Source organism: Ferrovibrio sp. (assembly GCF_964218355.1).
Lineage (GTDB): Bacteria > Pseudomonadota > Alphaproteobacteria > Ferrovibrionales > Ferrovibrionaceae > Ferrovibrio.
The window spans coordinates 83,890-106,834 of record NZ_CAXPMC010000021.1 but is presented as its reverse complement, the minus strand read 5'-3'; the positions used below and the strand labels follow the sequence as shown (position 1 = coordinate 106,834).

The following is a 22,945-nucleotide window of genomic DNA, read 5'->3' as shown; positions in this document are numbered from 1 at the left end:
GGGGCATCATGCCGGAAGCCGGTTACGGGTTTTCCCGTGAACGACTGCGCAATCACCAAACGGTGTTTGCCAACGGGTTGTTTTCGGGAAAAACCATTGTCGTGACCGGCGCGGGGGGCGGTCTGGGTCTGGCAATCGCCACCTTATTCGCACGTCTCGGGGCCAATCTTGCCATCAACGGACGGAATGAGGAAAAGCTCGCAGAAGCCGCGAAATTCCTGCGTGGCTTTGGCGGGCAGGTGCTCGCTCATCCCATGACGATCCGGAACCCCGAGCAGGTGCAGAATTTCATCGATACTGTGAGCGATCAGTTCGGCGGGTTCGACATTCTGGTGAACAATGCCGGCGGACAGTTTCCGCAGCCCGCCCTTGACTACACGCCGAAGGGCTGGAACGCCGTTATCGATACAAACCTCAATGGGACCTGGTGGATGATGCAGTCCGCGGCTCGGAACTGGGTCAAAGCCGGGCGCCCTGGCGCCATCGTGAGCATTGTCGCCGATATCTGGCGCGGGATGCCCGGTATCGCACATAGCTGCGCCGCGCGCGCGGGCGTCATCTACCTGTCGAAATCGGTGGCTGTTGAGTGGGCGCCGCACACCATTCGTGTCAACTGCGTGGCGCCGGGATGCTGTGAAAGCACCGGGTTCGCGCGATATCCCAGGGAGGGGGCTGCGACATTTGAGGAGTCGAACCCGATGCGCCACGCCGGCGACGAATGGGATGTCGCCGAAGCAGTGGTCTATTTGGCTGCGCCCTCCGGCAAGTTCATTACTGGCGAAGTGTTGACGGTGGACGGGGGCCAGCAGCTATGGGGCGACCCCTGGCCGACAGGTCGGCCCGACTATTTCCGTGTCGCGTGATACTAACAAGAGCTTCGACGGCGATATGAAAGAAATGGATAACAATTACAACCGGCGTCAAGCAGACGCCAAAGTACCTCCTGTATTGGAGTGCTGCGGGATCGAACGTCGGTTCGGCGGTATCGTTGCCGTTACCGGTGTTGACCTCAGTATTCGCAGAGGCGAGATATTCGGACTTGTCGGCCCAAACGGGAGCGGAAAGACGACGGTGACCAATGCGATCACCGGATTCTATCCACCGAACAAAGGCTCGATATATCTCGATGGCAAGGACATCACAGGCACCGCGCCTCACAAGGTTGCTACGCTTGGGGTTGCCCGAACTTTCCAGAACCTCGCTCTGTTCAACGGCATGAGCGTTCTTGAGAACATTCTTTTGGGGCGTCACATCCACATGAAGCCCGGTGTTTTTCCCACCGCACTGTACTGGTGGTTGGCGCGACCAGAAGAGATGAGGAATCGGGAAGTCGTCGAGGAAGTGATCGAGTTCCTCCAACTGGAGAGCATCCGCAACGAACTCGTGGATGGCATCCCGATCGGTCTCAAGAAGCGGGTGGAACTCGCGCGAGCGCTGGTCGCCGAACCTCATCTTCTCATTCTCGACGAGCCCATGGCGGGCATGAACCAGGAGGAGAAGGGGTACATGGCCCGTTTTATTCTCGATGCGAGAGCCGAACGGGGCATCAGCGTCCTGCTGATCGAACACCACATGGATGTCATTACCGGAATCTGTGACCGGATGCTGGCGCTCAATTATGGCGAGATGATCGCCAGTGGGCTTCCCAAGGAGGTCGTCAAGGATCCCCGTGTCGTTGACGCGTATATCGGGGGCGCGCATGGCTGAGAACTCAAAAAGCCGGACGATCGCGGGAGAAACCATTGCTTCGGTTTTAATGAGGAATGCGTCCGAGCACCCCAACGACATCGCGTTGCGCGAAAAAGAGCGCGGGATCTGGAAGGCAACCACCTGGTCTCAATATGCCGAAGAAGTGCTGACCTGCGCGGCCGGTCTAGATGGGCTCGGCTTGAAGCGGGGTGACGCGGTGCTCATTCTCGGCGATAATCGCGTTCGCCTCTATTGCGGTATGCTGGCACTGGCCATGCTCGGGGTCCACGCAATGCCGGCCTTTCCGGGCACCACGCTGGAAGAGCTCCAGCTTTTCGTGGACGAGACGAGCGTCGTGGCCGCTCTTGCCGAGGACCAGGAGCAGGTGGACAAGATCTTGGAACTGCGTAGTGCCGGAGCCACGCAGTTGAAACACATCGTCTATGACGATGTCCGTGGCCTCGGCTTTTCCGAGCTACCCGGGCTCATGTCCTGGGAAGATCTCATCGAGATCGGCAGCCGCCGTTTCAATGGTGAGCCGGGTTTGCGCGAGGACCTGATTGGTCGAGCGAAGCCCGACGATCCGGCGGTGTTCCTGCATTCGTCGGGCACGACTGGCAAGCCCAAGGGCGTTGTGCTGAGCCAGAAGAACGTCCTAGCGGCGGCACGGAACGGCCATGCCGCCGGCGCCTTCGATTTCGAAGAGGAGATTTTGGCCTATCTTCCGATGGCCTGGGTAGGCGATTACGCAATCTCGGTAGCCGCCGCGCTTTTGTTGCGCTTTACCGTCAATGTGCCCGAACGACAAGAAACTGTGCTGCGGGATCTGCGCGAAATCGCACCGACTTTCTACCTGGCCGCGCCGCGCAGCTGGGACAACATTCTGACCACCATTCAAGTGGGCATCGAGAATTCCAGGCCGCTGAAGAAGCGCCTCTATCACTTCTTCATGGACTGGGCCATCGCTGCCGAGCGGCGGAAGCTCGACGGCAAGAACCGCGGCGCTCTCGAGTGGCTCGGACGATTCCTTGGAGAATTGCTCGTCTTCGGCCCGATCAAGGATCAGTTCGGCATGAGTCGTCTTACGAACGCCTTCACCGGAGGCGAGGCGATCGGAGAGGACACATTCGTATTTTATCGAGCGCTCGGGATCAAGCTGCGCCAACTCTACGGTCAGACGGAGAACAGCGCCATCAACGCGATCCAAGCACCCGATGAGGTGCGCCTCCACACCGTAGGCAAGCCCGCCCCTGGCGTCGAGGTGAAAATTGCCGATAAGGGCGAAATTCTCCTGAAGGCGGACAGCGTTTTCGCAGGATACTATCGAAATCCCGCTGCTTCGGCCGAGACGCTTATCGACGGCTGGCTGCATACCGGTGATGCCGGCTATCTCGAAGACGATGGTCATCTCGTAGTGCTCGGCCGCGTCTCAGAAGTTATGCACACAAAAGCCGGTGAACGCTATGTACCCAATTATATCGAGAACCGGCTGAAGTTCAGCCCATACATTAAAGACGCTGCGGTGATCGGGTCCGACCGCGACGAGCTGACGGCGATGGTTTGCATCGATATAGATGCCGTGGGCCACTGGGCCGAAGTGAATGGAGTGCCCTATGTTTCCTATGCCGATCTGTCGCAGCGAGAAGAAGTGGCTACGCTCCTGCGAGAGGCTTTTCGGCGACTCAACAAAACCCTCCCGGAACCTCTACAGCTCAAGAGGTTCGTTAGCCTGCACAAGGAATTCGACCCCGACGATGGTGAGATCACGCGCACCCGCAAACTGCGTCGAAAGGTGGTCGAAGACCGCTACGAGAAGGTGATTGCGGCACTTTATGACGGCTCAAAGCACGTCCATGTCAGCGCTGTGGTGACTTACGAAACGGGCGATACGGGAAGGGTCGACCGCACCCTCCCAATAAGGGAGGTTTAGATGGATTTGATTCTCCTGGCCGAACTAGCGGTGAACGGAGTTCTCACCGGGTTGCTCTATTCGCTGTTCGCGATCGGCCTAGTACTGATCTACAAGGCCTCTTCCGTGCCAAACCTATCGCAAGGCGGGCTCACCATGGCGGGAGCCTACGTGGTATTGGCCCTGGCTCACGATATGGGGCTTCCGCTATGGGTCGCGATCCCGCTGGCAGCGGTCGTCATGTTCGTTTTCGGTATGGGGATCGAGCGGGTTGCGCTGCGCCGGCTCGCTGGCAGGCCGGTCGTGATGATCCTCATGATGACGCTGGGGATCGACATCTTTCTGCGCGGCACGACATTAGCGATCTGGGGGGGCACCTCCCGGTCGGTCGACCTGGGCGTGAGTTATGAACCACTCTTCGTAGGCGACATATTGGTCAGCCGCATCCATTTGCTTGGCGCTGCGGTGGCCATCCTGTTGTTTGTGGTTTTCGTCCTATTCTTCCGCACCCGGCTGGGTATCCGTCTGCGCGCGATAGCCGACGATTACATGGCCTCATGGTCCGTCGGCATATCCGTCGAACGGGGCGTTGGCCTGTCGTGGGGACTGGCTTCGATCGTTGCGGTGTCAGCAGGCATCATATGGGGCGAAATCCAGGGCGTCGACCAATCGCTGTCGCTCCTGCTGCTCAAAGGTCTGACCGTAGCGGTCCTTGGGGGCCTGGACAGCATATTTGGCGCGGTGCTCGCGGGGATCATTCTCGGAATCATCGAGAATGTAGGGTCCGCTTATCTGGACCCGTTCGTGGGCGGTGGCAGCCGCGACCTGATCATGGCAGCGGTGCTGATCCTCACCGTCATGCTTCGGCCCCATGGCCTGTTTGGCCGTACTGACATCGAAAGGGTTTGACGCGATGTTCTACAGGCTATCCGGGGTTCATCATAACAGCTACGTATCCGAAAGTCGGCTCTACAGGATTCCAGCCGACAGAAATCTTGCGCTCTTCTTTCTCGCGCTTGGCCTCGTAGCACCGCTCCTTGTCGGGTCGCTGTACCTCAACAGCTATTTGTTACCCTGGCTTGTCTGGACGGCAGCGGCGCTCGGCCTCAACCTAGTGACGGGTTGGGCTGGCCAACTGCACCTTGGCTATGCGGCGGTGATGGCCGTGGGTGCATATTCGGCCGTTCACGCGGCCAAGTTCGGAATCCCCTGGGAGTTTGCGCTCCTTATCGGTGGAATCTCCGCCTCCGTTGTCGGCAGCCTGTTTGCCTTCGCGGCCCTGCGGGTGAAGGGCCTGTATCTGGCTTTGACCACGCTGGCCATGCAGTTTGTCATGGATTGGGTGCTGACCCATTCCCCCGCGATCTCGGGCGGCTCGCATGCTTCGCTGCAGGCGCCTACATTTGCTCTTCTGGGCCAGCCAATCACGTCGGACATCGGCCTGTACTATATCGCCTTCTCCTGGTGCCTCCTGGTAACTGTTTTCATGTTGAACCTGCGCCGTACCGGCCTCGGTCGTGCGCTAGTCGCCGTTCGTGAGAAGGATTACGCAGCAGCCATTCTCGGAGTGAATAGCTTCTACTACAAGATTGTTGCCTTCGCGACCTCCTCCTTTATCGGCGGAGTTAGCGGAGCGGTCCTCGTTGCTACATTCTTCTTTCTAGCCGCACCCGAGCAGTTTTCCGTCACCGTGTCGATTCAGGTTCTGGCGATGGTCATCGTTGGCGGCCTCGGCAGCACAATCGGCACCTTTTTTGGGGTAGCGCTCATCCTGCTGGCCCCCGGTGTCGTCAACGGAATCGTGGCGAAAGGCGCGATAGCACTAGGGCTTCAGCTGAATGTCGAAACGCTGGCCCACATTCCAACGGCCACCTATGGAGCGCTCATCATCATCATTCTGATGGTCGAACCTCTAGGTCTCGGCAAGCTCTATGGCAACATCCGCGACTACCTGATGGTGTGGCCCTTTGATCAACTGAAGAGGTAGGCCGCAGATGACCCCGGCTCTGGAAAAAGAAGCAGCTAGCATCCTGTCGATGAACAGTATCGAGGTCCTCTACGACAATGTCATGCTGGCAATTAAAGGGGTTTCCATTCAGGTTCCAAGAGGAGGAATGGTGGCGCTACTCGGGTCGAACGGAGCCGGGAAGAGCACGACGTTGAAGGCAATCAGCGGCCTTCTGAAGGTCGAGCGGGGTCGCATCAGTCGCGGCGAGATCAGCTTCGACGGCTCGGTGATCACCGGTCTGCCAGCGCAGCAGCGCGTAGAGATGGGGATTTGCCATGTGATCGAAGGTCGTCGTGTCTTCGAACACCTGACCCCAGACGAGAACCTGGAAGCGGCCGCGCCGGTTTCGATGAACCGGGCCACGCTGAAAGCCGAAAAGCAGAGGATCTACGAGTACTTCCCGCGCCTCGCTGAACGGAAGAACTCCCAGGCGGGCTATCTCTCAGGTGGCGAGCAGCAGATGCTGGCGATCGGTCGCGCACTGATGACACAGCCCCGTCTTCTGATGCTCGATGAACCGAGTCTCGGCTTGGCCCCTTTCCTGGTCACCGAAATATTCGGCATCATCAGGAGGATCAATAAGGAACAGGGATTGTCGGTTTTACTGGTCGAGCAGAATGCCCTGGCGGCATTGGAGATCGTGTCCGATGGATATTTGATCGAGAATGGCCGCGTCGTCATGCACGACACGGCGCAAGCGCTCAAGTCGAACTCCGACATTCAGGAGTTCTACCTCGGAGGAGGCTCCGCCACCAATTTCCACGAGATCAAACACTACAGTCGGCGGAAACGCTGGCTGAGCTGACCGATATTTAATGAGACTGGGAGGATAAAATGCGACCGATTGGAAGGGCATTATCTTTTGCCTTGCTCGCCGCAGGCCTCCTCTCGGCATCTGCCAAGGCGGCAGATCCCAAGCCATTCAGGGTTGGCGTTTGCTACGATCTAAGCAAAGCATACACCTTCGCTACGCCGCAGGTGTCGCAAGCGGCGCTGGATCTTGCCGCCCTCGTCAATATGAAAGGTGGGATCGGTGGGACGCAGGTGGAAGTGATCGTTCGCGACCACGGCAATGAGCCGCAGCGCGGCGTCGAATGCTACAGCAAGCTCAGCCGCGACGGCGTGTTCGTTTTCGACACGCTTTCCACGCCTGTTTCGCTGGCGATCTTACCGCGCGCCTTGAAGGATAAGCGAATTCTGATGCAATCGCTTGTTGGGCGAGGCGACGCCGTTGACGGCACAGTGTTCAGCTGGATCTATCCGGTTGGACCGACCTATTGGGGCCAGGCAGCCAACGACATTGCCTATATCAAGAAACTGCATGGCGGAAATCTCTCGGATGTGAAGGTTGGCTTTGTCTACTTCGATTACCCCTTCGGGCAGGAGCCCATTGAGATTCTCAAGACGCTTTCGGAGAAGGAAGGGTTTGAACTGATCCTCTATCCGGTTCCACTCCCTGGCAGCGACCAGGCGAGCGCCTGGTCCAAAGTGCGCCGGGACAAACCCGACCACATCATCAGCTGGATGCTCGGCGGTGCGCATGTGGTCGCATCAAAGGAAATGAAGCGCAACGGCATTCCGGTGGAGAAATACATTTCGGTCAACTGGCTCAACGAGGTGGATATCTCCAACATCGGCGCGGATGCAGCGAAGGGAATCAAGCGCGGCACGAATGTCGTCGGCGGCCAGGACATTCCACTCTACAAGGAGATCGTGGCCGAACTTTACCAGAAGGGCCAAGGCAGTGGCCCGGTCGAGAAGACGCGGGACGTTTTCTATAACACCGGCCTTGCGATGTACTCGATCGTGTTTGAAGCGGCCCGTCAGGCGGTTTCGTTGCATGGCCATCCGATCACCGCTGAGACCTACAAGGCCGGGCTGGAAGCGATCATGAATTTCGACGCAAACGGTCTCATGGCGCCGATCACCGTGACGGCGAGTGACCATGGCGGCGGCGGTCGCACGCGCATAGAGATGTGGGACGGGGCCACATGGGTACCGCAGACAGACTGGATCGCGGCCTATCAGGATGTTGTCTGGAAGGTTGTGAAGCAGAGCTCCTCGAAGTTCGACGGTAAGTAAAGCGAGGAGATGGGGGGCCGCATCAGCGGCTTAGATGCCCAGGCCGGCGAAATGGCCATCGATAAGGAAGCGATATGCAACAGGAGGTTCAACATGACTATCTTCAATAGAGTGATTCCCGCTGTACTGGTCGCGGTGCTGGGGCTGGCAACGCAAATGGCCGCTGCACAGGACAAAAAGCCGATCCGCTTCGGCCTTTGCTTTGACCTGAGTAAATCTTACACCTTCATCTCGCCGCAGGTCGCGCAGGCTGCGCAGGATCTTGCCAAATACACAAACGACAACGGCGGGATAGCAGGCAATCCAGTCGAGGTGATCGTGCGCGACCACGGCAACGAGCCCCAGCGCGGTGTCGAATGCTACGAACAGCTAAAACGCGAGGGCGTTTTCCTGTTCAATTTCCTTTCGACGCCTGTAACGAACGCCGTTCTGCCACGCGCCATGAAAGATGGCAACATCGTGCTGCAATCCTTCGTCGGCCGGGGCGACGCGGTCGACGGCAAGGTATTCGACTGGATTTTCCCGGTTGGTCCAACCTACTGGCAGCAGGCCGCCAATGACGTTGCTTTCATTAAGAAGAAGATGGGGGGCAATCTTGGCAAAGCCAAGATTGGCTTCATCTATCTCGACTATCCTTTCGGTCAGGAGCCGATCGAGATCCTGAAGACACTCTCTGAGAAGGAGGGTTTTGAACTCAAGCTCTATCCAGTGCCGCTTCCCGGAAGCGACCAAGCAAGTGCTTGGACCCAGATCCGCCGGGACAAACCGGATTATGTGATCAGTTGGATTCTGGCCGGCGGTCACGTCGTGGCCTCGAAGGAGATGAAGCGCAACGGCTTTCCGATCGATCGCTATCTGGCGGTCAACTGGCTGAACGAGGTCGATATCAACAATATCGGTGCACAGGCGGCCAAGGGAATCCTGCGTGGCACCAACGTGGCCGGCGGCCAGCAAGTGCCTCTCGTCAAGACCATGCTCGAGACCTTCTACGCGAAGGGCAAAGGCAGCGGACCGGAATCGCTTGTCCGCGATGTCTATTACAATACCGGCTTGGCGATCTATTCGGTGGGAATAGAGGCCGCCCGCCTCGCTATCAAGAAGAACGGCTCGCCGCTAACCCCCGAAAGCATGAAAACTGGCTTTGAATCGATTAAGGACTTCGATGCCAATGGCCTTATGGCCCCGGTGACCGTTACTCCTGAGGACCATGGCGGAGGCGGAAAAACCCGTGTCGAGCAGTGGAATGGCTCGACTTGGGTGCCGCTTACGGATTGGAGCGCTGACTATACTGACGTGGTATGGAAGGTGATCAAGGAAAGCTCGTCTAAATTCACTGTCAAGTAACTTGACGGCGCGCCTGCGGGTCACTCTGACCCGCAGGCATGAACCGTTCCATCAGTATGCAAGGGCATTCTCCAGGGGATCGAACAATGGAAAGCAGCCCGATCGAAGTGTCCGTCGACGCTGGTGTGGCCACTGTGTTTATCAATCGGCCCGAACGCAAGAACGCGCTGTCGGTCGCCGCCGCTAACGGATTGGTCGATGCATGGGAGCGGATCGAGGCCGACGAAACGGTCAGGGTTTCGATCTTGACCTCGGCCGACTGCGGCATATTCAGCGCCGGGCTCGATCTGAAGGAAGCGGCCGAAATCGCGCGAACCGACGGCGAGGACATCCTGGGCAAAATGCGCGATCCCTTTAACGAAACGATGCGCGGCTGTCGCAAACCGATCATTGCCGCGATGACCGGCTCGCTGATGGCTGGCGGGATGATGCTGGCGTTGAACTGCGATCTGCGGGTTGGCCTTAAGGGAACCAAGGTAGGGATCACCGAAGTTAAGCTTGGGCGCGGCTCGCCCTGGGTCGCGCCGGCGCTGTGGATGCTGCCGCAGCCGATCCTGATGGAAATCGTTCTGACCGGCGATCTCATGTCGATCGAGCGGCTGCACGATTTCGGTTTCACCAATTATCTTGAAGACACGCCCGACCTGGTTCGCGAACGGGCCCGCGATCTCGCACGTCGGATCGCCACTGCCGCACCGCTTTCGGTACTCGCGGCGAAGGGCAGCGTGCGCGCAACTATGAATCTGGGCTGCGCCGGCGGGCTGGAAGAGGGTAAGCGCCTGCATCAGTTTGTCTATGCCAGCCAGGACGCCATCGAAGGCCCGCGGGCCTTTGCTGAAAAACGAGCGCCCGTCTGGCGAGGTCGGTAAGGGAGAGACAGGAATGGGCGATTTGATGCGGCTCGACCTTGACGGGCCGGTTGCCGTTCTCCGTTTTCTTTGCCCAGAACGGCGCAACCCCTACAGCCTCGCCTTCGTGGAGGCCCTTGTCGCCAATCTGCGGCTGGCCGAGAAGGACGAAGCGATTCGTGCCGTGGTGATGACCGGTGGCGAGCATTTCAGCAGCGGCGGTGATCTTATCGGCTTCCGCGCCGAGATCGCCAAGGGCGCCCGTACCACATTGCAGATGGTCGACATGGTCCACGAAGGCGGTCGTGCCGCTTATCAATTCAGAAAACCGCTGATCGCCGCGGTGTGTGGAATCGCCTATGGCGCGGGGCTGAGCCTTGCACTATCTGCCGATATTATCGTCGCAGCTGAGGATGCCCGCCTGTGCGAGGTCTTTGCCAGGATAGGCGGATGTCCGGATACCGGTTCGAGTTGGCTCCTGCAGCAGCGCGCCGGCGCCGGGATAGCCCGGATGTTGGTGCTTACCGGCCGAGAGATCGACGGTCGCGCGGCCCGCGAGCTCCGTATTGTGGAGGAATGCGTGCCGCCCGGCGAGGTCGAGAACCGGGCCATTGAGATCGCGCGAGAGGTTGCCGCCCACCCCGCATTCGGTATTCAGACTGCCAAGCGCGTCATGCGGGCTGCTGCCGGATGCTCCTACCTTCAGGCGCTGGAGATTGAGCGCGACTCGCAGACTGTGCTCCTTTGCGCCCACGACTTTCCCGAGGCGATGACGGCTTTCCAGGAAAAGCGGCCGCCTCGGTTCAAGGACTGCTGAATCCGGCAAAACAACCCGCCAAACAGCGATAGGAGAAACGCCTGTGAAGGTGCTCGTGCCCGTCAAACGCGTGGTCGACTATAACGTGAAGGTTCGCGTGAAGGCGGACGGCAGCGGTGTCGATCTCTCGAATGTGAAGATGTCGATGAACCCTTTCGACGAAATTGCGGTTGAGCAGGCGATTCGCCTGAAGGAAGCGGGTGCGGCGGACGAAGTCGTAGCCGTTTCGATCGGAGTTAAGCAGGCGCAGGAAACGCTGCAGACCGCCCTGGCCATGGGGGCGGACCGGGCAATATTGATTGTGGCGACCGCAGATGTGCATCAGGACATCGAGCCTCTGGCGGTCGCGAAGATTCTGAAAGCGGTGATCGAGGAGGAGGAGCCCAACCTGGTGCTCGCCGGAAAGCAGGCGATTGACAACGATATGAATGCTACTGGGCAGATGCTTTCGGCGCTGCTGGGCTGGAGCCAGGCGACGTTCGCCTCCAAGCTGGAGATAAAAGGCGACCATGCGGTCGTCACCCGCGAGATCGACAGCGGGCTGCAGACAATCAAGGTCAAACTTCCGGCGATCGTGACTGTCGATCTGCGCCTCAATGAACCCCGCTACGCTTCGCTGCCGAACATCATGAAGGCCAAGAAGAAGCCGCTCGACCAGAAAACAGCAGCGGACTACGGCATCGATGTTAGCCCTCGGCTTGAACTGGTGAAGACGGCCGAACCGGAAGCTCGGCGGGCCGGAGAAGTCGTGCCCGATGTCGATACGCTCGTTGCGAAACTCAAAGAGAGGGGGGCGGTGTGATGTCTGTTCTTCTGCTGGGCGAAATGAATGACGGCGAACTGGTACTGGATCCCACCGCCAAGGCGGTGAATGCCGCCAAGGCGCTCGGCGAGGTCACCGTGCTCTGCGCCGGGGCTTCGGCTGCGACTGCCGGTGCGACCGCCGCGAACATTGAGGGCGTGGCGAAGGTTCTGGTGGCCGAGCACCCGGCGCTGAGCCATCGCCTTGCCGAACCGACTGCGGCTTTGATCGCTAGCCTTGCTGCTGGCTATTCGCATATCATGGCTCCGGCCACTTCAGAGGCCAAGAACGTGATGCCTCGGGTGGCCGCGCTACTTGACGTGATGGTGATATCCGACGTCTCGGGCATTATCGATACGGATACGTTCGAGCGCCCGATCTATGCTGGTAATGCTATCCAGACGGTGAGATCAAAAGACGCCAAGAAGATCGTAACCCTTCGAACCTCGGCTTTTAAGGCTGCGGCCATGGGTGGTTCGGCTAAAGTGGAGGCGGTAGAAATTGCTGGCGATCCGGGCCTATCGGAATGGGTTGAGGACATGGTGGCCGAAAGCAACCGCCCCGAACTGACCTCGGCGGGCATCGTCGTCTCTGGCGGGCGCGGTGTCGGCTCGGAAGAAGATTTCGCGTTGGTCGTAAACTTGGCCGACAAGCTCGGCGCGGCAGTGGGCGCCTCTCGGGCCGCAGTCGACGCTGGCTTTGCGCCGAACGACTGGCAGGTCGGCCAGACAGGCAAAGTCGTAGCGCCCGAACTCTACCTTGCCGTGGGCATCTCCGGGGCGATCCAGCACCTTGCAGGTATGAAGGATTCCAAGATCATTGTCGCGATCAACAAGGATCCGGACGCCCCGATCTTCCAGATCGCGGATTACGGCCTCGTAGCCGATCTGTTCAAGGCCGTGCCCGAGCTGATTGAGAAGCTCTGAGGCGCAGTTTCGGTATCGTTCTAAAGCCTTGCGAAGAACCGCCAGCAGCAGCTAACGGCGCGTGATCGCTCCCGGAGCTTATCGGTGCGGCGAGCAAATTCATTGTGCTCCATCTTGATAACCCGGGCCTCCCCGTTTGGACGGCCGACGCGCAAAATGGCACGGTGACCGCCGGTTCCAGCCAAGCAGTCTCGCAGTAGACCCTTTTTGCCGCAGTCGTATTCTCCTCGACGCTCGAATTCGGGCTTGCTGAAAATCGAACATCTGTTAGAAATATCGCCGGGTGCCGAAGCGAGGCGAGGTAGTTCAGGATGCATGAAGGCCCGGATCTAGCGTTTCGAAAGGGTCTGTCAGAAGGGCGAATCGTTCTTCCTAAGTGCGACGCTTGCAGGCGCTTCCACTTTTTCCCGCGCGTAGTCTGCCCGCATTGTTACGGAACCTTGTTCACGTGGCGCGAGGCTTCCGGCAAGGGCGAGATCCATACCACAACCGTGGTCCGGCGCTCGACCAATCAGGGTGGCGATTACAACGTCTGCATTGTCGAACTGGAGGAAGGGGTTCGGATGATGAGCCGCGTTGAGGGCGTTCCGCCTCCTGACGTGGAAATCGCCATGCCGGTGATCGCCTACGCGGGAGAGATCGACGGCACACCCGCCGTGCTGTGCAGGCCGGAAGGGAGTTAAAGATATGGAGAACCGGCTGCGCGGCAAATCGGCGATCGTTGGCACCGGACACGCCGGCTTCGGCGAGGCGCCTGGACTGACTGCCTACGACATCATGGCACAGGCGGGCCTGGCGGCACTGGCGGACGCGGAGCTGAAACTGTCCGATGTGGACGGGCTCTTCTGCACGATGATGGAAGATAGCATGCCGGCGCTGATGGCGGCGGAATATCTTGGCATCCGCCCGCGTTTCGTCGAGGGCACGATGACCGGCGGCTCTTCCTTCGTCAACTACGTTGCCGCAGCGACGATGGCGCTCGAGGCGAGGCTGTGCGATGTGGCGCTGATCGTCTACGGCTCGAACCAGCGCAGTGGGTCGGGCAAGCTCGTTACGGCTTCGCGACCGCCGCCTTATGAACAGGTGTATCAGCCGCGCTATCCGATCTCCGCCTATGCTCTTGCGGCGGCGCGGCACATGCACGAATTCGGGACCACGCGCCAGCAGCTCGCCGACGTGGCGGTCGCCGCGCGGGCCTGGGCGCAGCACAATCCCGAGGCTTTCGCGCGCGGCGATCTGACACGTGAGGATGTGCTCGCCTCCCGCATGGTTAGCGATCCACTGACTGTGTGCGATTGCTGCCTCGTCACCGATGGTGGCGGGGCGCTCGTGATGGTGCGGTCCGAGCGGGCGCGGGATTTCCCCAAACCGCCCGTTTACGTCCTGGGTTGCGGCGCCGAGAGTACGCATCGACAGATTTCCCAGATGCCGGATTTCACCGTCACCGCGGCCAGGGAATCGGGTGCGCGCGCCTTCGCCGCAGCAGGGGTATCTCCGTCCGACATCGACGTGGTCGAGCTTTACGATGCTTTCACCATTAATACGATCCTTTTTCTGGAGGACCTGGGTTTTTGCAAGAAGGGCGAGGGCGGGGCATTCGCGGAGGGCGGGCGGATCGCGCCAGGGGGTGACTTGCCGGTCAACACCAATGGCGGTGGACTGTCCTGCGTCCATCCGGGCATGTACGGCATCTTCACGGTTATCGAGGCCGCCCGCCAGATCCGGGGCGATGCGCCGGGGCTTCAGATCGCAAATGTCGATCTGGCGCTCGCCCATGGCAACGGCGGCACGCTATCGAGCCAGATCACCGCGATTCTGGGCTCGGAGAACACGTTATGAAACGACAGGGAAGGCAAGGCGATGCCGCTCAATTATGAGGCTCTCGCGAACTGGAAATTCGAAGACGTCAGGCAGACCCTTACCAAGCGCGATACCATGCTATATGCGCTCGCTCTGGGCTTTGGCGAGGATCCCCTGGACGAAAAGGAACTCGCCTATGTCTACGAAGACGGGCTGATGGCCGTTCCGTCGATGGCCGTGACACTTGGCTATCCCGGTTTCTGGCTGCGCGACCCACGCACAGGCATCGATTGGAAGAAGGTCCTGCATGGCGAGCAGTGGCTGGAAGTCTATAAGCCATTGCCGGTCGATGGTGAACTGACCGGACGCACCAGAATCGATCAGATCTCCGATAAGGGCGAAGGCCGCGGAGCGGTGATCTATCTGTGCCGCGACATCATCGACACGGCCAGCGGCGAGACGCTAGCCAAGGTCTCGATGTCGACGTTCTGCCGCGGCGACGGGGGGTTTGGCGGAGAAAACAAGCCTGGACCGGCGCCTGCGTCCATTCCCGAGCGTGCGCCAGATCATGTTTGCGAACTTGCGACGCTGCCGCGGCAAGCGTTGATCTATCGCCTATTGGGCGATTACAACCCGCTGCACGCTGACCCCAAGGTCGCCCGTGCGGCGGGATTCGAACGCCCGATCCTGCATGGCCTCGCCACCTACGGGCTGGCGGCCCGCGCAATTCTCAAAACGATATGCGATTATGAGGCCGGCCGGCTGGCCGGGCTGGACGTGCGCTTTTCCGCCCCGGTTTATCCGGGTGAAACAGTGCGGTTCGATATCTGGCGGGAAGGCGACGAAGCCCGCTTCAGGGCCTCGATCCCCGCGCGTCAGGTGGTTGTGCTGAACAACGGCGCGGCCCGCTTCGCCTGAAACCAGCAACCGTGGCTCAGTCGCTCGGCGGCATCTTCGTAGTGAATTCAGCACGCTTCTGCCTTGCACTTGCAAACCCTGATTCTGGCCGAGGCTTGGGGGAAGTCGTCAAGAGAGCTAAGCTCCGCCTGCTAAACCTGCGCAAGCACGACCGTACGTGCTGAGCACCATCGCGACATCGCCATGGCCAAGAGTGGCTTTGTTCTCCCCTGCTGGGCTCCTACCGATGGCCTTGTCGGCGGAGAGCCGATTGGCAATGGCACGATCAGTACAGGCGGACTGCCGCGTTGCCGGCTCTATTCCCCGACCGAGTGTCGCAAGATCGCTCTTCCCGATCGGGAGAGAAGTTCTGGCCGGCCTTCAGTAATGACCGGGACTCAGGGCGGAGCTTCGCGACGAATCGGCCGGTCATCACTGAAGTTTGGCAGTCTGTTCGCGGTGCACCGGCCGCGCGTTGGGCGCCGCGGCTTCGCGCCGAGGTCGATTACTGCTGCACCGCGGTCAAGACGCGAACGGTGGAATGGCGGCCTGCACGCCCTGAAAATGCCGGTCGCGCCGGCTTTCCCGTGCTCTCCTGCGATGTTGCCGCGTCCGTTTCGCCCGCGATAACACGTATCCGGGATCCGACGCCAGACACGAACGCCGATATTGACGATGGCAGCGTAGCCGGTTAACCTAACATTTGTTAGAATTACTTCTCTCCCAGTAGGTGGATAGATGACGATCTCCCAAGAGATGCCTCCGGATGAGGCCGCGAAATACGTCGTGCCCACGTACTTCGTGAACAGCGATAGCCCCGAGGTCCAGCAGTTCGTCGCACGGGCGCTGCGCCATTTGCCCGACGGTGCATCGCGGACCGACAAGGCGGTCCGCCTGTTCGAGGCGGTGCGAGACGGCATCCGCTATGACCCCTACACCTTCGCCTTGACGGTCGATGCTTACCGCGCGAGCACCATCGCCGGAGCAGAGGCCACCTTCTGTGTGCCCAAGGCGATCCTGTTGGCGGCTTGCCTACGTGCGGTCGACATTCCCGCAGCGCTGGGATTCGCCGATGTGCGCAACCATCTGAATACGCCCAAGCTGCAGGAACTGATGGGCACTGACCTCTTCGTCTATCACGGTTATGTGCAGCTCTGGCTCAACGGCAAAACATATAAGATCACACCCGCGTTCAATATGGAGTTGTGCGAGCGGTTCGGGGTCAAGCCGCTCATCTTCGATGGCAAGAGAGACGCGCTGTTTCACGAATTCGACATCAGGGATCAGCGGCACATGGAATATGTGAATGATCGGGGGCTCTACGTCGATGCACCTATGGAAGAATTCCTGCGGGTGTTCAAGGACACCTATCCCAGGCTCGAACAATTCAATCGCGAGCGCATCTCGCACAGCGCCGAAGGGGTGGACGCCGGGTTTGCGGCAGCAGGCAAGGTGCCATGAAGTTCCTTGGAGGCTTCCAACCAGGTCAGATCTACAGGTTTCGTGCAGAGCCGCTGATCAAGGACGGGATCGTAAATCCGCAGTGGCTGAATACTGGCGAGGCTTATGCGATCGGCAGTCACGTCAGCCCAACCGGCTGGGGAGTCCGATGATGCTGCAGGCGTTCAAACCGATCCGGTGATGATCACGCGCCGCCCCCGGAGGAAAAATGAGCAACGCTGCACATCACCACGACCAGGACGATCTACGCTTATTACGCAAAAGCGTCCGCACGCTGCTTGAGCGCGCGGGCGGCGCGGCACGGGCGCGTAAGATCAGGGATAAAGACGGCGCCTGGGATTCGCCTGTGATGCTGGAACTGGCCAAGGCCGGCGTGTTCGGCGCCGTGGTGCCAGAAGAGGCCGGCGGCCTCGGCATGGGCCTTTCGGCTGCCGGGATCATCGCTGAAGAAGTCGGCCGGGTGATCGCGCCCGAACCTGTCGTCGCCTCGGTCGGACTCGCAATTGGGCTTTTACGCCGGCTCTGCCCCGAGCATGCACTTCTGGCCGAGACGCTGGCCGGCACGACCGTCCTGGCGACAGCGTGGCAGGAGCGTGACGTCAAAGGTCTCTCCAACACTCTATCATGTCGGTTCGAGAACAGCGCTCTGACCGGGACAAAATCCTGGGTCGCGGGGGTGACTGCTGCAAGTGCCATTCTCGTCGTGGCGGAAGCCGATGGCGGACCGGCTCTTGCTTTGATTGAACCTTGCGGCAAAGGCGTTTCCATCGACAAGCGGCGACAGTCCGACGGCAGTATAATGGCCGAGCTACACCTGTCGGAAGCACCAGCCGAGTTGCTCGCGAAAGGCCCGGTTGTCAATGCGGCTCTCGCAGCCGCAGTCAGCGACACGACGGCGCTGACCGCTGCCGAGCTTGTCGGAGTGAGCGCAAAAGCATTGGAGATCACCCTCGACTACACCAAGACGCGCGAGCAGTTCGACAAGCCGATCGGTTCGTTCCAGGTCATTCAGCATCGCGCTGTGGACATGCATATCATGCAGCAGCTGGCCGAGGCGAGCGTTCGCGACGCTCTAGGCCTAATGGACGCCGCAGAAGCTCCGCGCCTGCGTGCACGCCAGGCCAGTCGCGCCAAGGCCCGCGCCTGCACCACCGCCAGGAAGATCACGCGCGAGGCGATCCAGCTGCATGGCGCGATCGGCTACACCGACGAATTGGATATCGGGCTTTACCTGAACAGGGCGCTCGTGCTCTCGGCCTGGCTGGGCGACGACGTCTATCACCGGAGGCTCTGGCTGCGCGCCCGCAACGCAGAGGAGGCCGCAAGGTGATCGATTACAATGAAATGAGCGACGCGGACTTCCGTCGGAAGGTGCGGCAGTTCTTCGAAACGGAGTATCCCGAAAAACTGCGCCATCTTTCCCATCGCCCGAAGTTCGCCGAAATCGAGGACTGGCACCGCAAGCTCCATGCCAAGGGCTGGGTCGCCCCGGCCTGGCCTTCGGAATATGGCGGGATGGGACTGAACGCGGCCAAGCTTCTCATTTTCTACGAGGAACAGCAGCGTTGGGGAGTCGTGCGTGGCCGCGACATGGGCGTGCAGATGGTCGGGCCGCTCATCATCAGGTTCGGCACCGATGCCCAGAAAGCACACTGGCTGCCCCGCATCCTGAGCTGCGAGGACATCTGGTGTCAGGGTTATTCCGAGCCTGGCGCTGGATCCGATCTGGCGAACCTACGCACGAACGCCGTAATCGACGGCGAGGAGTTCGTGATCAACGGACAGAAGATCTGGACGACGATGGCGCATGACTCGACGCATATTTTCATGCTGGCCCGCACCGATCCGAAAGCCCCAACGAAACAGCAGGGGATCAGTTTCATTCTCGTGCCGATGGATCAGCCGGGGGTCAAGGTCCGAACGATCGCCACGCTGGCAGGCGAAACTGAGTTCTGCGAGGTATTCTTCGACGATGCCCGCACCCCGTGCGAGAATCTTGTTGGCGAACTCAACAAGGGCTGGACCATGGCCAAGTCCCTTCTCGGCTTCGAGCGAGTGTTCATCGGCGCACCGAATCTGGCCCAAAACGCGCTAGGCCAGCTTGAAAGCTACGCGCGGGGTGCCGGCCGCTTCGACGATCCGGCCTTTTGCGAACGCTTCGCGGAGGTCGCGCTCGACGTCGAGGATCACGCGGCGCTTTACGCGCGCTTCGCCGATCAGCTGAAGAGGGGCGAACCGCTGGGCCCGGATGTCTCGATGCTCAAGATTTGGGTGACCGAGACGTTCCAGAAGATCACCGAACTCATGATCGAAGCCGCAGGGCCCGATGGCGGTACCCTCGGTCCGCTGCAGGTCGGCAATGCCGCCGTCGACGTTCTGGCGGCTTTCTACAAGGCCCGGCCGACCACGATCTATGGCGGGTCGAACGAAATCCAGCGCAACATCCTATCGAAAGCAGTTCTGAGACTACCCGGCTAACCAAGAGAGGGAGGAGAGTACGATGACCAATCGTTACGCGAAATACGACAAGCTGAAATTCGATTATCCGGGTGAGCGCGTGCTGCGCATCACCTTCGACCGGCCAGAAACCTTCAACTCGGTGGATGCCGAGACTCACACCCAAATGACCGATATGTGGATCGACATTGATCGCGATCCCGATATCAATGCGGTGATCGTCACCGGTGCAGGCAAGGCGTTTTCGGCGGGCGGCGATTTCGGCCTGATTGAGAGCATGATCGGCAATTCGCATGAGATCATGAAGACGTGGAAGGAGGCCAAGAACCTCGTCTACAACATCATCAACTGCAACAAGCCGATCATCTCAGCGATCAACGGTCCCGCGGCCGGGGCGGGCCTGGTCATTGGGATTCTCGCCGATGTGTCGATCGCGGGCAAGAAGGCGAAGATCGTTGACGGCCACCCCCGTCTCGGCGTGGCCGCCGGTGACGTCGCCGCGATCATCTGGCCGCTACTGTGCGGCATGGCCAAGGCGAAATACTATCTGATGACCTGCAGGCCGGTTTCGGGTGAAGAGGCTGACCGGATTGGGCTGGTGTCGATGTGCGTCGAGGATGACGTTTTACAGCAAACTGCGCTCGACATCGCGAATGAACTTGCGAATGGCTCGCAAAGCGCCATCCGCTGGACAAAATACTCCCTCAATAACTGGCTGCGCCAAGCTGGACCGATTTTCGACACTTCCACTGCGCTCGAAATGCTCGGCTTCATGAGCGAGGACGTCAAAGAAGGCGTCCTGTCACACCGCGAGAAGCGCGCCCCGAAATTCCGCACGGACTGCCCCATCTGATCCGGGCCTAGAACTGGACCAGAAAGCAATGTCCATTGACATTTATCAAGATATCGCGACGGCCTATAGCGCAGCTGCAACAAAGGCCACCGGACTGAAGGCGCGGTTCGATGCGGCCGGGTTCGATCCCAGCAAAGTTTCATCGCTGGCCGATCTCTCCCGTCTACCGGTGATGAAAAAGGAGGAGCTGCTGAGGCTCCAAAGAGAGAACCCGCCTTTCGGAGGCTTCCTCGCCTCTGACCTGAAGGAGATTCCGCGCATCTATGTCTCGCCCGGGCCGATCTTCGAGCCGGCTTTGCCCGGCGCCGGTCACGGGCTGGACCTGCTGTTCAAGACGGCAAATGTGGGCAAGGGGGATGTGATCCTGAACACCTGGATGTATCACCTCGTGCCGGCTGGGCTTCTTTTTGACGAGGCCGCGCGGGCCGTGGGTGCCACCGTCATTCCCGGCGGCGTCGGCAACACCGAATTGCAAGCCCAGATCATCGTCGAGACCGGCGTCACTTCCATCTGCGCGTCGACGGCGTTCTTCCTGACCCTAGCCGACAGAGTGATCGAGACCTATGGTCGCGGCGCCTGGAATGTGCGGACGGCATTCTTGGGCGGCGAAATGGGCGACTGGATGGCCAAACGCCGCAGGATCGAGGCTGATTACGGCGTTTCCACCTGGGCAGCCTATGCCACCGCTGATCTCGGCCTGGTCGCCTTCGAGGATGGCGGCGAAGGTTACGTCGTCCATCCCGATCAAGTGGTGCAGATCTGCGACCCCGCAAGCGGGGAGCAACTCCCTTTGGGCGAGACGGGCGAGGTCGTGGTGACCGCGCGCGATGCCACCTGGCCGATGATCCGCTTCGGCACTGGCGACAGCGCCTTTGCGCTGGAAGGCAACCAGGACGGCAGTGTACGTCGGCTGTCGGCCCTTCAGGGCCGTGTCGGCGCGGCAGTGAAGGTGCGGGAGATCTTTGTCTACCCGCGCGTGATCGAGGAAGTCGTCATTGCCTCCGGCGCCAAAGCGGCGCAGGGCGTTGCCACGCGCGAAAACGACCGCGATGCGATCAAGCTCTTCCTTGTTCTTGAAGATGGCGCCGACGCGGATAAGGCGAAGGCCGCCGCGCTGGAGGCATTCAAGCTTCATGCTCGCATCCGTGCCGACGCGGTCGAGATCGTGCAATCCATGCCGCAAGGTGCCGAGCTGATCGTCAATTTTAAGGATGATTGACGTCATTTATTATTTGATCGGTTGCCTGGCGTCGTCTATCCCGCGCTGCGGAGAATCATGAAAGCCATTGTCTCCTTAGCGCCGCCGCGTTAATGACCTTCGCCATTCCCGCAGTCTCTGCGGTTCAGCCCGAATGAGTTCGGGACCGCTTTGAGCAGATGCAAACGATGATGGACCAAGTGGAACAGGTAAACCCCCGCCGAGCGGTAGAAACTCATGGCCGAGCATATTAACGATCATACTAAGATGATGCAGTATCAAATGGACGTGCAGTGCAAGGAGGCGACGCGCTCGCGTTACTTGTCCCGATTTGAGCCGCGCCGGCTCAAGCATGGATATGAATGTGTTTGACAGTCGGGCGGCACGAGGGCGCTGTGGATCTTGTTGCAGTGATGGAGTCCAAGGGCGAGACCAGGGTTCTGGTGGGCGGCGGCGTGTCGGTCGGCTTCCTGCTCGGCGCTGTCGCCCAGCAAAGCCGCTTTTGTTTGTGCTCAGCCGTCATCGAGTTCCGCCGGCGCCAGCCTGGAACCAAGCTGGCTGTGTAGCCACTCGCTTTCTCGGCGGCGCCCACGGGCGTGCAGAGTGTGATCCTGGCCGGTTGGCTCGACGTTTCAGAGACCCGACAACTCGCGGTTACAGGCAGCATGTCCGACGCCGCAATCGGTGGATTGCTGTTTGGAATGCGCCAGCCGGCTGCTCGTCCTGTCAGCGAACGATAATCTGCGCGCCCTCTTGTCCGGCGTGGTCTTTGCCGTCTCTGCGTGGGCAGCTTACCGAGGACTGCTGGCACCGCTGCGCGGCTAGAAGAAGGACTGCTCGTCCATAGCTTATCTGTAGCATTGCCCTATCGCCAACGAAGTGTTGCGGTCAGAAGAAAGCGGGAGCGGCCATGAGCAATCTTATTGAGAAACTCACGTCATCAACCGGTCGCGCATTTTTCCACGGCCATGTTATGCGGCGGCTTTTTGTCGACATAGCCGCGCAGCCTGCAGTCGAACTCGTCTCCCGGGTCGATCACCTGTCGCTGGGCAGCACTACCCTGGTGCGAAGCCAGCTCAAGCCGAATGCCGGCACGACAATAAGCACGGCTCAGCTGGCTGTCGTTGTTCACGACAATGCGCCGTATGACCTGGAGTGGAGATATGTCGACAGCGAGACGTGGTGCCAGCAACGAATCGAACCGGGTCAATGTCACGTCCATCCAGCTAACACACCGCATGTCTGGAGTTGGTCGGCGGCGCCTGAAGTTACCCTCATGGCCATCGACGAGCAATTCGTCCGCCAAACCCTGGCGGAAGCCTTTGATGCGGCGGAGCACATGTTCGCCTTGCAAATTGGATTGCAGGACAGGGTGGTTGAGCAGATGGCGCATCTATGGCGCGATGAGCTCAATCGCGGTGGGTTGGGCGGCCGTGTCTATTTGGCAAGCCTTGCCGCGGCCTTGATTGTTCATTTGTACCGCCGGTATGGCGGTAGGAATCAGGATTTGCGGCGCTACGTCGGCAGTCTTGGCGATAACAGGTTCCGTCGTATAAATGACTTCATCCTGGAAAATCTAGATCAGGACATCAGCTTGGCTGATTTGGCCAAGGTGGCGGGCATCAGCCTGCATCACTTTAGTGTTGCATTCAAAAAGTCAACTGGAGTTCCACCACACCGTTACCTGATCGGCCGGCGGGTGCACCGCGCCAAGGAGCTCCTGCTGCATAGCGATCAATCGATCGCGGACATCGCCTATGCCGTCGGCTTTTCAAGCCAGAGCCAGCTGACGACGCATTTTCGAAAATTGACTGGAAAAACGCCAGCACAATTCCGACGCAATCTGCTGTAGCT

Annotated in this window: 22 protein-coding genes and 1 pseudogene; all 23 read left to right on the top strand. The window is 59.8% G+C overall.

Translation table 11 applies throughout. From position 1 onward, the window contains the following. Positions 1–8 precede the first annotated feature (8 nt). The 23 genes and pseudogenes from ACEQZY_RS15870 to ACEQZY_RS15760 all read left to right on the top strand — a co-directional run bounded on the left by ACEQZY_RS15870 (position 9) and on the right by ACEQZY_RS15760 (position 22,943). The gene (locus ACEQZY_RS15870; RefSeq protein ID WP_300295794.1) at positions 9–863 is read left to right on the top strand and encodes an SDR family oxidoreductase; all 855 of its coding nucleotides are present in this window, start codon (positions 9–11) and stop codon (positions 861–863) included. Further along, positions 853–1,707, top strand: coding sequence for an ABC transporter ATP-binding protein (locus ACEQZY_RS15865; protein ID WP_300295791.1), 855 nt, complete (start codon positions 853–855; stop codon positions 1,705–1,707). The genes ACEQZY_RS15870 and ACEQZY_RS15865 overlap by 11 nt, the downstream gene beginning before the upstream one ends. Further along, a complete protein-coding gene (locus ACEQZY_RS15860) occupies positions 1,700–3,619 on the top strand; it encodes a long-chain fatty acid--CoA ligase (protein WP_300295788.1) in 1,920 nt (639 codons plus the stop codon). The genes ACEQZY_RS15865 and ACEQZY_RS15860 overlap by 8 nt, the downstream gene beginning before the upstream one ends. Further along, on the top strand, positions 3,620–4,507 hold the full coding sequence (locus tag ACEQZY_RS15855) for a branched-chain amino acid ABC transporter permease (RefSeq protein WP_300295785.1): 888 nt from the start codon (positions 3,620–3,622) through the stop codon (positions 4,505–4,507). It begins immediately after the preceding gene. Then, complete coding sequence (locus ACEQZY_RS15850; protein ID WP_300295782.1) at positions 4,470–5,585, top strand: branched-chain amino acid ABC transporter permease; 1,116 nt, start codon at positions 4,470–4,472, stop codon at positions 5,583–5,585. Before ACEQZY_RS15855 ends, ACEQZY_RS15850 begins: the two co-directional genes overlap by 38 nt. A gap of 7 nt (positions 5,586–5,592) precedes the next feature. After that, entirely contained in the window at positions 5,593–6,411 is an 819-nt protein-coding gene (locus ACEQZY_RS15845) for an ABC transporter ATP-binding protein (RefSeq protein WP_300295779.1), read from the top strand. A gap of 29 nt (positions 6,412–6,440) precedes the next feature. Beyond that, positions 6,441–7,688, top strand: a complete 1,248-nt coding sequence (locus tag ACEQZY_RS15840) for an ABC transporter substrate-binding protein (RefSeq protein WP_300295776.1) — start codon at positions 6,441–6,443, stop codon at positions 7,686–7,688. A gap of 93 nt (positions 7,689–7,781) precedes the next feature. Further along, positions 7,782–9,032 (top strand): ABC transporter substrate-binding protein, encoded by a 1,251-nt coding sequence (locus ACEQZY_RS15835; protein WP_300295773.1) that lies wholly within the window; start codon positions 7,782–7,784, stop codon positions 9,030–9,032. 86 nt (positions 9,033–9,118) lie between these two features. Next, a complete protein-coding gene (locus ACEQZY_RS15830; RefSeq protein WP_300295771.1) occupies positions 9,119–9,901 on the top strand; it encodes an enoyl-CoA hydratase/isomerase family protein in 783 nt (260 codons plus the stop codon). Positions 9,902–9,914: 13 nt separating this feature from the next. Then, complete coding sequence (locus ACEQZY_RS15825; protein ID WP_300295768.1) at positions 9,915–10,697, top strand: enoyl-CoA hydratase/isomerase family protein; 783 nt, start codon at positions 9,915–9,917, stop codon at positions 10,695–10,697. A gap of 43 nt (positions 10,698–10,740) precedes the next feature. Beyond that, on the top strand, positions 10,741–11,499 hold the full coding sequence (locus ACEQZY_RS15820) for an electron transfer flavoprotein subunit beta/FixA family protein (protein ID WP_300295765.1): 759 nt from the start codon (positions 10,741–10,743) through the stop codon (positions 11,497–11,499). After that, positions 11,499–12,425: an electron transfer flavoprotein subunit alpha/FixB family protein gene (locus tag ACEQZY_RS15815; RefSeq protein WP_300295762.1), complete on the top strand. Its 927-nt coding sequence runs from the start codon at positions 11,499–11,501 to the stop codon at positions 12,423–12,425. Before ACEQZY_RS15820 ends, ACEQZY_RS15815 begins: the two co-directional genes overlap by 1 nt. A gap of 311 nt (positions 12,426–12,736) precedes the next feature. Further along, positions 12,737–12,853: pseudogene (locus tag ACEQZY_RS15810) on the top strand (zinc ribbon domain-containing protein); the annotation flags it as partial. Positions 12,854–12,865: 12 nt separating this feature from the next. Next, positions 12,866–13,108 (top strand): Zn-ribbon domain-containing OB-fold protein, encoded by a 243-nt coding sequence (locus ACEQZY_RS15805; RefSeq protein WP_300295760.1) that lies wholly within the window; start codon positions 12,866–12,868, stop codon positions 13,106–13,108. 4 nt (positions 13,109–13,112) lie between these two features. After that, the gene (locus ACEQZY_RS15800; protein ID WP_300295757.1) at positions 13,113–14,264 is read left to right on the top strand and encodes a thiolase; all 1,152 of its coding nucleotides are present in this window, start codon (positions 13,113–13,115) and stop codon (positions 14,262–14,264) included. Positions 14,265–14,285: 21 nt separating this feature from the next. Continuing rightward, positions 14,286–15,143 (top strand): MaoC/PaaZ C-terminal domain-containing protein, encoded by an 858-nt coding sequence (locus tag ACEQZY_RS15795; protein WP_370155736.1) that lies wholly within the window; start codon positions 14,286–14,288, stop codon positions 15,141–15,143. Positions 15,144–15,860: 717 nt separating this feature from the next. Continuing rightward, entirely contained in the window at positions 15,861–16,583 is a 723-nt protein-coding gene (locus ACEQZY_RS15790) for a transglutaminase family protein (RefSeq protein ID WP_300295754.1), read from the top strand. A gap of 208 nt (positions 16,584–16,791) precedes the next feature. Continuing rightward, positions 16,792–17,913: an acyl-CoA dehydrogenase family protein gene (locus ACEQZY_RS15785; RefSeq protein WP_300295751.1), complete on the top strand. Its 1,122-nt coding sequence runs from the start codon at positions 16,792–16,794 to the stop codon at positions 17,911–17,913. Then, a complete protein-coding gene (locus ACEQZY_RS15780; protein ID WP_300295750.1) occupies positions 17,910–19,061 on the top strand; it encodes an acyl-CoA dehydrogenase family protein in 1,152 nt (383 codons plus the stop codon). Before ACEQZY_RS15785 ends, ACEQZY_RS15780 begins: the two co-directional genes overlap by 4 nt. 22 nt (positions 19,062–19,083) lie before the next feature. After that, positions 19,084–19,893 carry an enoyl-CoA hydratase/isomerase family protein gene (locus tag ACEQZY_RS15775; RefSeq protein ID WP_300295747.1) on the top strand — a complete coding sequence of 270 codons (810 nt, stop codon included), beginning with the start codon at positions 19,084–19,086 and terminating at the stop codon, positions 19,891–19,893. A gap of 28 nt (positions 19,894–19,921) precedes the next feature. Then, positions 19,922–21,112: a phenylacetate--CoA ligase family protein gene (locus tag ACEQZY_RS15770; protein WP_300295745.1), complete on the top strand. Its 1,191-nt coding sequence runs from the start codon at positions 19,922–19,924 to the stop codon at positions 21,110–21,112. 374 nt (positions 21,113–21,486) lie between these two features. Continuing rightward, the gene (locus ACEQZY_RS15765; protein WP_300295743.1) at positions 21,487–21,657 is read left to right on the top strand and encodes a hypothetical protein; all 171 of its coding nucleotides are present in this window, start codon (positions 21,487–21,489) and stop codon (positions 21,655–21,657) included. A gap of 344 nt (positions 21,658–22,001) precedes the next feature. Continuing rightward, the gene (locus tag ACEQZY_RS15760) at positions 22,002–22,943 is read left to right on the top strand and encodes a helix-turn-helix domain-containing protein (protein WP_300295740.1); all 942 of its coding nucleotides are present in this window, start codon (positions 22,002–22,004) and stop codon (positions 22,941–22,943) included. The last annotated feature ends 2 nt before the right edge of the window (positions 22,944–22,945 follow it).

Excerpts from the sequence above, each read along its gene's own strand:
- ACEQZY_RS15870 (WP_300295794.1), top strand. The coding sequence starts at position 9 with ATGCCGGAAGCCGGTTACGGGTTTTCCCGTGAACGACTGCGCAATCAC.
- ACEQZY_RS15860 (WP_300295788.1), top strand. The coding sequence starts at position 1,700 with ATGGCTGAGAACTCAAAAAGCCGGACGATCGCGGGAGAAACCATTGCT.
- ACEQZY_RS15855 (WP_300295785.1), top strand. The coding sequence starts at position 3,620 with ATGGATTTGATTCTCCTGGCCGAACTAGCGGTGAACGGAGTTCTCACC.
- ACEQZY_RS15850 (WP_300295782.1), top strand. The coding sequence starts at position 4,470 with ATGGCCTGTTTGGCCGTACTGACATCGAAAGGGTTTGACGCGATGTTC.
- ACEQZY_RS15845 (WP_300295779.1), top strand. The coding sequence starts at position 5,593 with ATGACCCCGGCTCTGGAAAAAGAAGCAGCTAGCATCCTGTCGATGAAC.
- ACEQZY_RS15840 (WP_300295776.1), top strand. The coding sequence starts at position 6,441 with ATGCGACCGATTGGAAGGGCATTATCTTTTGCCTTGCTCGCCGCAGGC.
- ACEQZY_RS15835 (WP_300295773.1), top strand. The coding sequence starts at position 7,782 with ATGACTATCTTCAATAGAGTGATTCCCGCTGTACTGGTCGCGGTGCTG.
- ACEQZY_RS15830 (WP_300295771.1), top strand. The coding sequence starts at position 9,119 with ATGGAAAGCAGCCCGATCGAAGTGTCCGTCGACGCTGGTGTGGCCACT.
- ACEQZY_RS15825 (WP_300295768.1), top strand. The coding sequence starts at position 9,915 with ATGGGCGATTTGATGCGGCTCGACCTTGACGGGCCGGTTGCCGTTCTC.
- ACEQZY_RS15815 (WP_300295762.1), top strand. The coding sequence starts at position 11,499 with ATGTCTGTTCTTCTGCTGGGCGAAATGAATGACGGCGAACTGGTACTG.
- ACEQZY_RS15800 (WP_300295757.1), top strand. The coding sequence starts at position 13,113 with ATGGAGAACCGGCTGCGCGGCAAATCGGCGATCGTTGGCACCGGACAC.
- ACEQZY_RS15795 (WP_370155736.1), top strand. The coding sequence starts at position 14,286 with ATGCCGCTCAATTATGAGGCTCTCGCGAACTGGAAATTCGAAGACGTC.
- ACEQZY_RS15790 (WP_300295754.1), top strand. The coding sequence starts at position 15,861 with ATGACGATCTCCCAAGAGATGCCTCCGGATGAGGCCGCGAAATACGTC.
- ACEQZY_RS15785 (WP_300295751.1), top strand. The coding sequence starts at position 16,792 with ATGAGCAACGCTGCACATCACCACGACCAGGACGATCTACGCTTATTA.
- ACEQZY_RS15775 (WP_300295747.1), top strand. The coding sequence starts at position 19,084 with ATGACCAATCGTTACGCGAAATACGACAAGCTGAAATTCGATTATCCG.
- ACEQZY_RS15770 (WP_300295745.1), top strand. The coding sequence starts at position 19,922 with ATGTCCATTGACATTTATCAAGATATCGCGACGGCCTATAGCGCAGCT.
- ACEQZY_RS15760 (WP_300295740.1), top strand. The coding sequence starts at position 22,002 with ATGAGCAATCTTATTGAGAAACTCACGTCATCAACCGGTCGCGCATTT.